Genomic DNA, 13,265 nt, shown 5'->3' with positions numbered 1-13,265 from the left:
GAACTGGTTTGTTAATGATCGACCAGTTGGCTAACTAACCAGAAATTTGCACATGGGTTTGCTCTCGCGTTTTACACAGAAGCAGGAAACTTCCGAAGCTCCGGAAAGTGGCGAATTCCGCTCTCGCGCCGAAGAAGAGAGTATTCAGACACGTTCGCGCACTAAAAAGACCGAATCCAGGCGCAAGGCCAAGACTGATGACCCCATCCTGCCTGAGAAAAAGCGGGCCAGGCGGCGCCTGATTGGTGCAGTTGCGCTGGCGTTGGCAGCCATCATAGGCTTGCCGATGATTCTTGATTCTGACCCCAAGCCTTTGGCTGATGATGTGAATATCCGTATTCCATCAAAAGACAAAGCTTTTGACGGCAACGCAGCTGCCTCTGCCGAAGTGGTAACGCCAAGGGCGAAGAATCTTGCTGCCAATGAACCGGTAGAAGAAATTATCGAGCCGGCACCTCTGCCAAAAAATAAAACGCCAAACAATATAAGCAATGCAACCAACACTGCCGTTGCAACGGTGACCAATCCACCTGCAAGGCTTAGCAATCCGCCTGCGGCTGCGCAGTTGTCTACCGTAAAGCCGGCCAAACCAGAATTGAAACCGGAAGTCAAACCCGAACCTAAGGCTGACACTAAACCTGTCGCCAAAGCAGAAGCCAAATCTGAGCCAAAAACTGAGATTAAACCTGTCACCGCTACGGCAAAACCTGCGGAAAAAGATCAGGCAACTGCAAAAGCTGAAGTGAAAACAGAGACCAAGCCAGTCGTTGCCAAACCAGGTAATGCTGATGACGATGCCGCACGTGCGCTCGCCATACTGGAAGGAAAAACACCGCCCAAACCACCAGTCAGCAAACCGGCAGAAGCTGTAGCCAAGTCATCCTTTACGGTGCAAGCTGGTGCTTTTTCTACGCAAGCTAAAGTGGATGAATTGCAAAGCAGGCTGAAAGCCGCTGATATCAAATCCTATACGCAAAAGATAGTGACGACCAATGGCGAAGTGACAAGGATACGGGTCGGGCCTTTCGCCTCGAAAGAAGAAGCAGATAAAATGCGCGCCAAACTGGGCAAGCTGGGCATCAATGCCAGCATACCAACGAACTAGGCCGGATCTGCAATGACCCTGTTTGATTATCTCGTCATACTGGTGCTGGTTTGTTCTATTGTTATCAGTACCTTGCGCGGATTGATCAAGGAAATTTTGTCGCTGGTGAGCTGGGTGGTCGCTTTTGTGGTGGCGAATGCCTTCAGTGAAACGCTGGCTGGCTGGTTGCCAGAGGCAGTGCCCGGGCAGATATTACGCCTGATCGTGGCTTTTATTGCCCTGTTCATCGGTGTGCGCCTGATTATGGCGCTGATCATCATGGCGTTTGATGCCGTGATCAAGGCTAGCGGTTTGACGCTGGCAGATCGTGGCCTGGGTGGATTGTTTGGACTGGCACGCGGCTGTGTGCTGGTGTTGGCGGCAGTATTGGTATGCGGAATGACATCCATTCCCAAGCAGGCATTCTGGACCGGGGCTGTGCTCAGTCCGATAGCAGAAGCTGCTGCACTTGCCATCCTGCCGCTATTGCCCGAATCCATATCCGGGCACGTAAAGTTTTAATTGTTTTTTTTAGGAGTCCACCATGTGTGGCATCGTAGGCGTATTCTCAAATAATCCCGTCAACCAATTGATTTATGACGCCTTGCTGTTGCTGCAGCATCGCGGCCAGGATGCTGCTGGTATAGCGACCAATCATGGCAATAAATTCGCCATGCATAAAGCGAATGGTCTGGTGCGTGACGTTTTTCGTACGCGCAATATGCGTTCGCTGCCGGGCAATGTCGGTATCGGCCAGGTGCGCTATCCAACTGCTGGCTCCACCAGTGAAGAAGAGGCGCAACCGTTTTATGTGAATGCGCCCTTTGGTATCGTGCTGGCGCACAACGGTAATCTGACCAATGCAGTAGAGTTGAAGATAGAGTTGTTTAAAAATGACCGCCGTCATTTGAATACCGATTCTGACTCTGAAGTCTTGCTGAACATCCTCGCGCATCAGATTCAGGAAGTCACCAGTGGTTATTCGCTGGATCCGGAAGGCCTGTTCCGTGCGGTTTCCATGCTGCACAGGCGCGTGCGTGGCTCTTATGCCGTAGTCGCACAAATCTCTGGCTATGGCTTGCTGGCTTTCCGTGATCCTTATGGTATCCGTCCTCTGTGCGTCGGTGTTTCGCAAACCGAAAGCGGCGCTGAATACATGATCGCCAGCGAATCTGTTGCCCTCGAAGGTCTGGGCTTCAAGTTCCTGCGTGATGTTGAACCTGGTGAAGCCTTGTTCGTCGACATGGATGGCAAGCTGCATACCCAGCAATGTGCTGATAACCCCAGCCTGAATCCTTGTGCATTTGAATACGTATATCTGGCTCGCCCTGACTCCATCATCGATGGTGCTTCGGTCTACCTGACACGTCTGAAAATGGGCGAATACCTGGCAGAAAAAGTACGCAACCAGTTCCGCGATGGCGAAATTGATGTCGTCATGCCTATCCCTGATTCTTCCCGTCCTTCAGCGATGGAACTGGCACTGAAACTCAATCTTGATTATCGCGAAGGCTTTATCAAGAACCGTTACATCGGTCGTACCTTCATGATGCCTGGTCAGGCCGTACGCCGTAAATCGGTGCGTCAAAAGTTGAATGCCATCGGTTCTGAATTCAAGGGCAAGAGCGTGTTGCTGGTTGATGATTCCATCGTCCGTGGTACAACCAGCCGCGAAATCGTACAGATGGCGCGTGAATCAGGTGCCAAACGCGTGATTTTCGCTTCTGCTGCACCGCCAGTGCAATTCCCTAATGTGTATGGTATCGACATGCCTACCCGCAGCGAATTGATCGCCTATGGTCGTAGTGAAGAAGAAGTCTGCCGTGAAATCACGGCAGATGCCCTGGTGTATCAGGATGTCGCTGCCATGAAGCGTTCCATCTCTGATGTGAATCCTTCACTGAGAAATATCGAGGCATCCTGTTTTGATGGTTTTTACATCACAGGTGATGTGACCGACGGTTATCTGGACAAGCTGGAAGCTGCACGCAATAGCCCGCGTGCAGAACCAGAAGACCTGTTGCGTTCACAGTTGAACCTGAATCTGGCGACCGCAGACTAAGTGCAACAAAATCTGAAAAAACCTGCCCGTCTTTAAAACGGGCAGGTTTTTTTACGCCTGGTGGGTTGTCTGTCTTGTCTGACGTCGGAGATGATTGTGTCAGTAAGCCACAGTTTTGCTTCGTGCTTGCTGAAAAAGCATTGAATGAATTACCATTGCCAGCATCCCTTATCACTACTTCAAGGATGTCTGCCATGACCACACCCCTGCTGGATGTGCGCAATCTGAGTAAGACTTTTGGCGCGCGCAAGGTTGTTGATGATATTTCCTTTTCTATTGCGCGGGGGCAGACCCTGGGCTTGCTGGGGCCAAACGGCGCAGGCAAATCGACCACCGTCAGCATGATTTGTGGTTTGTTGCAGCCAGAGCAGGGCAGTGTGCAGCTTGATGGATTGCCCATGGGCTTGGGCAAGAATGCCGTCAAATTCAAGATTGGCCTGGTGCCGCAGGATCTGGCCCTGTATGACGACCTGCCTGCCAGAGAAAATCTGAAACTCTTTGGTGCGCTGTATGGCATGTCGGGTAGCAAGTTGCAGCAACGTTGCGATGCTGTACTGGAGCTGGTCAATCTGGCTGACCGCGCCGCTGACAAGCCATCCACTTTTTCTGGTGGTATGAAGCGGCGTTTGAATATCGCCGCTGCCTTATTGCATGATCCCGAATTGCTGATCCTTGACGAACCTACGGTTGGTGTCGACCCGCAAAGCCGGAATGCCATTTTCGATAGCCTGGAAGTGCTGAAAAGCCAGGGTCGTACCCTGATCTATACCAGCCATTACATGGAAGAAGTGGAAAGACTGGCCGACCATATCGTCATCATTGATCATGGCAAAGTCATTGCCAATGAAACCCCGGCAGACCTGTACCGGCGTCTGCCTGCCAAAGCGGCCCTGTCAGTAGATCTGGTCAGGGAAATGAGTGAAGCCGATGTGGCGGCGCTCAGTGTGCTGGATGGTGTGAACAGCGTACTGTTGGCAGATCAGGGCAAGCGCCTTGATGTGACACTGGTAGAGCATGATGTGGCATTGGGCTTGCTGGACTGGCTAGCCAGGCATGCATATAAAACCACCCATTTTGCGACAGCCAAAACCAATCTGGAAGACGTGTTTTTAACCCTGACTGGTCGCAGCCTGCGTGACTGATGCGCGGCCTGATTGCCGCATCACCTTGCTGTGTCACCTTGCCGTTTTACATTTGCCGGTTTCAATTTTCAAGCGATTTTCTAAGGACTAAACATGACCGCCTTGCTCGCACTGATCAGGAAAGATCTGATACTGTTTATGGCAGATCGCCGCGCCTTGATGCTGAATTTGCTGATGCCCATTCTGCTAGGTGCTTTCTTCGGTTTTATCACCGGCGGCGCTGGCTCAAAAGATGCAGCCAAGATAGAGGTGGCATTGGTCGTGCAGGACAACCATCCTATCAGTCAAAAGATAGTCAAAGGGCTCAAGGAAGAAGCATCTCTTTCTGTTAAGGAAATGCCACTGGAAGAAGCCAAGGCAATGGTACTCAAAGGCAAAATCAATGTCGCCATCGTACTGCCTGAAAAATTTGGCGAACATGCTGGCGGTGCCTTGTTTGGCGCCAAAAACAAACCTGAACTGCCGGTGTTTTATGATCCATCGCAGAGTGCCGTGCTTGCCATGGTCAAAGGCATGTTGACGCAACAGGTCATGCAAAGTGTCAGTGCTGAAATGTTCTCTGGTAAAAGTGGGACGGCCTTCGTAGACCAGAGCATGCAGGAACTGGAAAAAAGCAGTCAACAAAATCCGGATAAGGCAGAGTTACACGATTTTCTTGGCAGTCTTAAAAAGTTTCAGTCACGTCAGCAAAATCAGACTAATGCCGCCAGCAAAGAACCCAAGGCTGCCAATGAGACTGGGGCAGCAGCAGGAGGCTTAAACATGCCTTTTACCACCAAAGATGAGGCGATGATCGCAGGCGATGCTGTTACCACTAAATACAACGGCTATGCGCATTCCTTTGCCGGTATGAGCGTGCAGTTTATTTTGTTCATGGCGATTGACGCCGGCATCGGTGTTTTGCTGGCACGGCGCCTGGGTTTGTGGAATCGCCTGCTGGCTGCCCCGGTAGGTTTGAATACACTGCTGATTGCCCGCGCATTGTCATGTGCATTGATTGCTTTTTTTCTCATCAGTTTTATTTTTGCTGTTGCAGTCGTGGTGTTCAAGGTGCATATCGCGGGTAGCTTGCCGGGATTTGTCGGCGTCGCGATTTCATTTTCTTTGATGACTGCCAGTTTTGGTTTATTGATCGCCGCTTTTGGTAAAACCCCGGAAGCTGCGCGTGGCATTTCAGTTTTTGCGACACTGATCATGGTCATGTTAAGTGGTGCCTGGATGCCATCTTTCATGTTTCCGCAGTGGTTGCAGAGTCTGACCCTGATTGTGCCAACCCGCTGGGCAGTCGATGGTCTGGATGCCATGACCTGGCGTGGGTTGGGCCTGGATGCCGCTTTGCCAGCCATTGGGGTGCAATTGCTTTTTACGCTGTTATTTGGCTTGCTGGCTTTGTGGCGTTTTCGCAAAGCCTGAATCCATCCGATTCAATCCGATCATATATTTGATTGGATTGATGCACATATTGATACCCATAACACCCGTCTGCACCCGTCTAGGATCAGGGTCTTTCCCTGTTGTGATGTAAGCCCGGATTCCCTCTATTTCCCGTTGCGTGCGTAGGGTATCGCAAAGTAACGGGAATTGCCTTCCTGTTTCATTTCAATACAATAAATGCACGGCTATTGCTGGTATTCAGCCTTGCTTAAAAATACAATCTGCCCAGAGCGCAAAATTCCTTGCACCAGGGCAGTACGTTATTTTTATATGTTTGAAACTTATGTATCCTAAATTTAAATTAAGTAGTTTGACGCTGGCGATTGCGGGTGTTTTTTCCGTCGCACCTTTTGCCTATTCGCAATCAACACCGCCAGAGCCACAAAAGAATACAGAAGAAACCAATCCAAACAAGAATGCCAAGGAAAACGCGGCACTTAAAAAAACAGATGCTGCCAGCAAGGATAATGTTCAAAAAGTAACCATCAATGGAGGCCGTACCGACCTGGAAGAGCGTCGTCAATCCACTGCCGCCAAGATGATTTTTGGCCGTGAAGAGCTGGATCGCAATGGCGACAGCAACCTGGGTGAGGTATTGAAAAGATTACCTGGCGTAACCATAGGCGGACGTCCAGGCCGTGGTGGTGATATCCGTATGCGCGGCATGGGCAACGGATATACCCAGATACTCATCAATGGTGAACGGGCACCACGTGGTTTTTCGATGGATGGTCTGACACCGGATCAGGTAGAGCGTATAGAAATTATCCGTGGTGCTGTTGCTGAATTCAGTACGCAGGCGATTGCCGGCACCATCAATATTGTCTTGCGTGAAGAGTACAAGCAAAAAGATATCGATCTGAAATTATCGATGGGCTATGAACAGGGCAGGTTGGCACCCAATGTGTCGCTGACTGTGCCTGGCGAAATTGGTAGTTTATCGTATGCCTTGAGTGGTTCCGTTTTTCAGAATCGCCAGCACGATGATGGTAGTACGTACACCAATTCCGTTGGGCAAAGTAAAGACGGTTTGGAGACCTTGATACAGAATCAATATGATCAAACCTACCGAAAAACTACGGGCATCCATTTGACGCCGCGTTTTAATTATAAGTTTGAAAATGGCGACACCTTGATGGTGCAGCCATTCCTGATGAATTCGCGTAGTGATTCCAGTACGCAAAGTAATGTTAATTTGATCGATCACTATACAGTCGATCCATCCGACCCATTGGGTACGAAGCGCACGGCCACTAACGGGGATTTTGCGTTGGCAACTTCATCCGCACATGCAGAAACAACATTCTTGCGCGGCTTTGGCAACTGGCAGCATAAGTTTGAAGGCAATGCCAAGCTGAATATCAAATTTGGCGGTGGCTTGGGCAAGATGGATAGCAATTCCTTGCGCTATCAGTTTGATAAAGACGGCAAGCAGCTTGACCTGATCAGCGATGTTAATAATACCCGCGACAGCAGTCTCAATACCGGCGGTAAATTTACCATGCCTTACGGTGAGGGACATACTTTGGCAGCCGGTTGGGATATGGAGGCAGGCAAGCGTAGCCAGACGCGCATTTCGCTGGACAATGGAAAGGCGCAGTTTGCTGAATCTGGTGATAATCTGGATGCCAGTACCCGTCGCCTGGCGGTATTCGCACAGGATGAGTTCGATATCAATCCACAGTTCTCCGCATATGCAGGTTTGCGTTGGGAGGGAATTAAGACCAGCAGCACTTCAGCCGGACGGGCAATCGACAATACCAGCAGTGTCTGGAGCCCGTTGCTGCACGGTGTTTGGCGTATTCCCGGTGCCGGTAAAGATCAGATCAGGGCTAGTCTGACTCAAAGCTATCGAGCTCCCGCGTTGAACGATTTGATTGCTTTGCCGAGCACCTCCAACCAGAACAGCTACTATCGCCCTGACCGTACAGGTAATCCATTCTTGAAGCCGGAATTATCCAAGGGCATTGATCTCGCTTTTGAGCATTATCTGACGCGTGCTGGCATCATCAGTGCCAATTTCTTTGTTCGTGATATCAATAATCTGATACGCAGAAAGACTGAGGAAGTGCTGCAACCCGATGGCTTAACCAAGAAATGGGTGTCTTCTCCTGTAAATATCGGCCACGCAAATACCAAAGGCATCGAGCTGGAAGCGAAATTCCAGTTGCAGGAATTTTTCCCTGATGGCCCGGCTCTTGACGTGCGCAGTAACTATAGTCGTTTCTGGTCTAGCGTGGATGATATCGTGGGGCCGAATAATCGCCTTGATCAGCAACCAAAGCAGACCGCAAATTTTGGTCTGGATTATCGCCCAACGGGCATTCCGCTGACTGTCGGTGGCAGTATTAACTGGACACCAGCCTACGATATACAAAACAGCAATAGCCAGATTACCAGCACCGGTATCAAGCGTCAGCTGGATTTGTATGGCTTGTGGAAATTCAATCCTAATCTGCAAATGCGTCTGTCTGCCAATAATTTGCGGGCAAATGATTACCAGAGTGGCAGCATCGTCAATTCAGAGACCGTGAATCGTATTGATTACAATACCTCTAAAACCTACACCACCTGGACCTTGCGCGTGGAAATGAAGCTGTAAGGAAATAAGCGGGAAGGGCAGGTGGATCGTGCGGTGCAGCACGATCACGATTGCCGGAGTACAATAGCTTCACAGGCTGGAGTGTTGCATGGTTGCCTGGTTCGCTGGCTTGCCCGCATTGTTTCCTTTTTGTTCATCATGTTATCTTCAGAACTCAACGCCGATCTTCATAGTCATTCCATCATTTCTGACGGCGTGCTGGCTCCTGCGCAACTTGCTGCACGAGCCAAATCCAATGGGGTGAAGTTGTGGGCCCTGACTGATCATGATGAAGTCAGGGGTATCCCGGAGGCGCGTGCAGCTGCCCTTGATCTGGGTATGCGTTACATTCCCGGCGTCGAAATTTCCGTTACCTGGGCTGGTAAAACCATACACATTGTCGGCCTGAATATTGATGAAACCAATCAGAGTCTGGTGGATGGCCTGGCAAAAACCCGTTCCGGCCGTGAAAGCCGGGCGCGTGATATGGCAGCAGAGCTGGCCAGCCGTTCCGGTATTTTGAATGCCTATGAAGGTGCATTGAAATATGTGGGTAACCCGGACTTGATTTCACGTTCCCATTTTGCCCGTTACCTGGTTGAAATAGGGGCCAGTGCCAATGTGTCAGATGTATTCAGGCATTACCTTGCCGAAGGCAAGCCGGGATACGTGCCACATCGCTGGGCCACGTTGAGTGATGCGGTAGGCTGGATACGCAATGCCGGCGGCGTGGCGGTCGTCGCCCATCCCGGCCGCTATGACCTTACCCCGCTGGCATTTGATGCCTTCTTTACAGAATTCAAAAATCTTGGCGGTTTGGCAATTGAGACTGTCACCGGCAGTCATACTGTTGACCAGTACGATGAATACACCAAAATTGCTGCGCAATACGGGTTTTTATCGTCACGCGGATCGGATTTTCACTCCCCGCAAGATGCGGAAATTGATATTGGATGCCTGCCTGCCTTGCCATCGATGGCGAAACCGGTCTGGGAAACATGGGTATGACTTGAATTTCCCCGGATTGGCCTTATTTGCAGGACATGAATTATGTAGTTTCCTGAGTGAGGTGAGTCATGAAGCGTATCGTACTGTTTTTGCTGACTAATCTGGCGGTGATGGCCGTCATGTCTATTGTGTTGTCCCTGCTGGGCGTTAACCGGTTTTTGACGGCGAACGGTCTGCAACTGGGCACGCTGATGGTGTTTTCCCTGGTGGTCGGGTTCACAGGCGCCATTTTTTCCTTGCTGATCAGTAAACCCATGGCAAAATGGTCAACGGGTGCCAGGGTAATAGATACTCCGTCAAATTCAACCGAACTATGGCTGGTGAATACGGTCAAAGCTTTGTCTGAACGGGCTGGCATTGGTATGCCGGAAGTTGCGGTATACAATGGCGAGCCAAATGCCTTTGCGACAGGTGCGTTCAAGAATTCTGCCCTGGTTGCGGTTTCTACCGGTTTGCTGGAAGGCATGACCAAGGAAGAAGTCGAGGCCGTGCTGGGTCATGAAGTTGCGCATATTGCCAATGGTGATATGGTGACCATGACGCTGATTCAGGGTGTGGTGAATACCTTTGTGGTGTTCCTGGCCAGGGTGGTGGGTTATGCAATCGACAAGGCGGTATTTCGCAATGGCGATAATGACCGCCCCGGCATCGGCTATATGATCACCGTCTTTGTGTGTGAAATCCTGTTCGGTATTCTGGCATCGATGATTGTTGCCTGGTTTTCGCGTCAGCGCGAATTCCGTGCAGATGCGGGTTCAGCCCAGTTGCTGGGTAATCGCCAGCCTATGATACATGCACTGGCGAGGCTGGGTGGTATGGCCCCTGGGGAGTTGCCGAAATCGATGGCGGCGTCTGGCATCAGTGATAAACCGGGTTGGGGTGCTTTGTTTTCCACGCATCCACCAATGGAAGAGCGTATTGCTGCATTACAGAACATGCGCTGATTGATTGAACGACTGTTAGTGGCGGTAGCACAGCTACCGCCTTTCTTATTTTTATGAGCCAATTTTTTCAAATTCATCCGGACAATCCTCAACTGAGGCTGATCAAGCAGGCAGCGCAGATTATCGACAATGGCGGCATCGTTGCCCTGCCTACGGATTCCTGCTATGCGCTGGTGTGCCATCTGGATGACAAGGACGCGGTAACGCGGCTGCGCAAGATCCGTAATGTCGATGAAAAACATCATCTGACCTTGCTGTGCCGTGATCTGTCCGAAATCGCGCAATATGCCAAAGTTGATAATCGCCAGTACCGCCTGCTGAAAGCCGCAACGCCAGGACCGTATACTTTTATTCTGGAGGCGACCAGGGAAGTGCCGCGTCGCCTTAGCCATCCTTCACGCAAGACCATAGGTTTGCGGGTGCCGGAAAACAATATCACCCATGCTCTGCTGGAAGAATTGAAGCAGCCCTTGCTGGGTACGACCCTGATTTTGCCAGATGAAGCAGAGCCCTTGACCGATCCTGAATTGATACGCGAGCGCCTTGAGAAGTTGATTGATCTGGTGATTGATGGTGGTGCCTGTAGTCTGGTGCCCACCACAGTGATCGACATGACGGCTGATTCTCCCGAACTGGTGCGCCAGGGCAGGGGAGACGTGGCCCTGTTTGGTCTGTAATGCCTGCTTTTCCCCTTTTTTTGTTTGCCAGTGACATCTTAGAGCTTATTCATGAATGAACTTATACAAACCGTATTGATTTACGCCTTGCCGGTGGTTTTTGCCATTACCCTGTATGAGGCAGCGCGTGGATATACGGCGCGTCACTTTGGTGATACTACGGCGCAGGCGCAAGGGCGTCTGAGTTTTAACCCCATAGTGCATATCGACCCGCTGGGCACCATCGTCATTCCTGTGGTGCTGTATCTGGCGACCGGCGGTGCCTTCCTGTTCGGTTATGCCAAGCCCATGCCTATCAATTACGGGCAGTTGCGGGATCCCAAGAAAAACCTGAAATGGATCGCTCTCTCTGGTCCGGCGGTCAATTTTGTCATGGGTTTTGCATGGTTGTTGTTGTTGTCGGTGATTTTGCGGACCATGCAAGTGGAAGAAGCTTTCTTTTTGCAAATGGCACAGGCAGGTGTGTTGACCAATCTGGCGATGTTTGCCTTCCACCTGATCCCTATTCCGCCACTGGCTGGTGGGCAGATTTTGCTGAGCCTGCTGCCGCATCAGATGGCATATAAGTTCGCCAAAGTGGAACCATATTGCTTCTTCATCGTGATGGGTCTGGCGTTGCTGCATTTGCTGCAATACTGGATGTTGCCCCTGATGGTAGCGGGCAATGTGATCTTGCAGGTATTGATTACACCGTTTCTTCTGTTGCTGGGTTAAGTGGGGTGCATCATGGGTGAGCCTTCTGCCTGGCTGCAAAGACATATTGCCTTGTTGCCTGCCGGGCTTGTGCTGGATCTGGCTTGTGGTGGTGGCAGGAATAGCCTGTTCCTGCTTGAAAAAAACTATGAGGTACTGGCACTCGACAGGGACGGTCAGGGTTTCGTCATGCTTGAGGCTGCTGGTGCCCGCACCATGCTGCATGATCTGGAAGCGGAGGTTGAACACGATAACTGGCCATTTGTAGAAAACGCTTTTGAAGCCATCGTGGTCTGTAATTACCTGCACAGGCCCCTGTTTCCTGCCATGCTGGGCAGCCTTGCCCCGGGTGGTGTATTGATTTATGAAACCTTTGCTGCCGGTAACGAACAATTTGGCAAGCCGTCAAATCCTGCCTTTTTATTACAGCAAGGCGAACTTCTTGCGCAAATCCGGTCTAATGCCCAGGTGGCAATGCATGTGATTGCCTATGAAGAAGGCTATGTTGAACAGCCTAAACCAGCCATGATCCAGCGTATTTGTGCCAGAAAAATCGGAAAAACCAGGGGTTTGGACAGACTTTGAAACATTCTCCTACAAGTTTAAAGGCTTATTCCAGCTATTTGCGCCCAGATTATCAGCGTATCCGCTACAATCAGGGTTTTACTTTTTTCTTGCATTAACATGACAAAGATTCAGGGAAGTCTGGTTGCGATCGTAACCCCCATGCATGAAGATGGCAGTCTCGATTTGCCTTGTCTGCGCAAATTGATCGACTGGCATATCGCCGAAGGTACGGATGGCATTGTCATTGTCGGAACAACTGGTGAGTCACCGACGGTTTCTGTAGAGGAACATTGCGAATTGATACGTGTTGCGGTTGAACATACCAACAAGCGTATTCCTATCATCGCCGGTTCGGGCGGCAATTCGACTGAAGAAGCCATCGCCCTGACCAAATTTGCCAAGCAGGCTGGTGCGGATGCATCCCTGCAGGTAGTGCCATACTACAACCGTCCTACCCAGGAAGGCATGTATCAGCATTTCAAAAAAATTGCTGAATCGGTAGATATTCCCGTGATTCTATACAACGTGCCTGGCAGAACCGTTGCCGACATGTCGAATGAAACCATACTGCGACTGGCGCAGGTTCCTGGCATCATCGGTGTCAAGGACGCGACTGGAAATATCGCCAGGGGCACTGACCTGATCCGTCTGGCACCTGAATCTTTTGCTGTATTCTCTGGCGATGATGCAACTGCCATGGCGTTGATGCTCTGTGGTGGCAAGGGTAACATTTCGGTGACTGCCAACGTCGCACCGCGGGCCATGCATGAGCTGTGCGTTGCTGCCATGAACGGTAATCTCAAGGAGGCGATTGCGATCAATAACCGCGTGCTGCCTCTGCATAATAAATTGTTTGTAGAACCTAATCCTCTGCCAGTGAAATGGGCGATGATTGAAATGGGATTGATCCCAAGCGGGATTCGTTTGCCGCTGGTTCCCATGGCTGCGCAATATCATGAAACCGTTCGTGCTGCTTTGCGCGAGTCAGGTGTATTACAATGATCTCCCCTGAACAGGCAGGAATCCTGTCAGTTTGCTTCATGCAGTTTTAATTGATAATAATTCGTAGGGAC

12 protein-coding genes are annotated in these 13,265 nt (G+C 50.6%); all 12 read left to right on the top strand.

Translation table 11 applies throughout. The features are described 5' to 3' along the window. Positions 1-52 precede the first annotated feature (52 nt). The 12 genes from H8L32_RS02590 to dapA all read left to right on the top strand — a co-directional run bounded on the left by H8L32_RS02590 (position 53) and on the right by dapA (position 13,194). Positions 53-1,105 carry an SPOR domain-containing protein gene (locus H8L32_RS02590; protein WP_186945589.1) on the top strand — a complete coding sequence of 351 codons (1,053 nt, stop codon included), beginning with the start codon at positions 53-55 and terminating at the stop codon, positions 1,103-1,105. Positions 1,106-1,117: 12 nt separating this feature from the next. Next, positions 1,118-1,606, top strand: a complete 489-nt coding sequence (locus H8L32_RS02585; protein WP_186945588.1) for a CvpA family protein — start codon at positions 1,118-1,120, stop codon at positions 1,604-1,606. A gap of 22 nt (positions 1,607-1,628) precedes the next feature. Next, entirely contained in the window at positions 1,629-3,146 is a 1,518-nt protein-coding gene (gene purF / locus H8L32_RS02580) for an amidophosphoribosyltransferase (protein ID WP_186945587.1), read from the top strand. A 194-nt stretch (positions 3,147-3,340) separates the two neighbouring features. After that, positions 3,341-4,288 carry an ABC transporter ATP-binding protein gene (locus H8L32_RS02575; protein WP_186945586.1) on the top strand — a complete coding sequence of 316 codons (948 nt, stop codon included), beginning with the start codon at positions 3,341-3,343 and terminating at the stop codon, positions 4,286-4,288. A 93-nt stretch (positions 4,289-4,381) separates the two neighbouring features. After that, positions 4,382-5,701, top strand: a complete 1,320-nt coding sequence (locus H8L32_RS02570) for an ABC transporter permease (RefSeq protein WP_186945585.1) — start codon at positions 4,382-4,384, stop codon at positions 5,699-5,701. Between the two features lie 304 nt (positions 5,702-6,005). Further along, positions 6,006-8,324: a TonB-dependent receptor plug domain-containing protein gene (locus H8L32_RS02565; RefSeq protein ID WP_186945584.1), complete on the top strand. Its 2,319-nt coding sequence runs from the start codon at positions 6,006-6,008 to the stop codon at positions 8,322-8,324. A 138-nt stretch (positions 8,325-8,462) separates the two neighbouring features. Continuing rightward, positions 8,463-9,311, top strand: coding sequence for a 3',5'-nucleoside bisphosphate phosphatase (locus H8L32_RS02560; RefSeq protein WP_186945583.1), 849 nt, complete (start codon positions 8,463-8,465; stop codon positions 9,309-9,311). Positions 9,312-9,379: 68 nt separating this feature from the next. Then, positions 9,380-10,255 carry a protease HtpX gene (gene htpX / locus H8L32_RS02555; protein WP_186945582.1) on the top strand — a complete coding sequence of 292 codons (876 nt, stop codon included), beginning with the start codon at positions 9,380-9,382 and terminating at the stop codon, positions 10,253-10,255. 53 nt (positions 10,256-10,308) lie between these two features. After that, positions 10,309-10,932, top strand: coding sequence for an L-threonylcarbamoyladenylate synthase (locus H8L32_RS02550; RefSeq protein WP_186945581.1), 624 nt, complete (start codon positions 10,309-10,311; stop codon positions 10,930-10,932). A 51-nt stretch (positions 10,933-10,983) separates the two neighbouring features. Further along, positions 10,984-11,646, top strand: a complete 663-nt coding sequence (locus tag H8L32_RS02545; protein ID WP_186945580.1) for a site-2 protease family protein — start codon at positions 10,984-10,986, stop codon at positions 11,644-11,646. A 12-nt stretch (positions 11,647-11,658) separates the two neighbouring features. Then, a complete protein-coding gene (locus H8L32_RS02540) occupies positions 11,659-12,210 on the top strand; it encodes a class I SAM-dependent methyltransferase (RefSeq protein WP_186945579.1) in 552 nt (183 codons plus the stop codon). Between the two features lie 99 nt (positions 12,211-12,309). Further along, the gene (gene dapA / locus H8L32_RS02535) at positions 12,310-13,194 is read left to right on the top strand and encodes a 4-hydroxy-tetrahydrodipicolinate synthase (RefSeq protein WP_186945578.1); all 885 of its coding nucleotides are present in this window, start codon (positions 12,310-12,312) and stop codon (positions 13,192-13,194) included. Positions 13,195-13,265 lie beyond the last annotated feature (71 nt).

The organism is Undibacterium hunanense, from assembly GCF_014284335.1.
In the GTDB taxonomy this organism is placed as follows: domain Bacteria; phylum Pseudomonadota; class Gammaproteobacteria; order Burkholderiales; family Burkholderiaceae_D; genus Undibacterium; species Undibacterium hunanense.
This window is presented reverse-complemented; position numbering and strand designations above follow the sequence as displayed.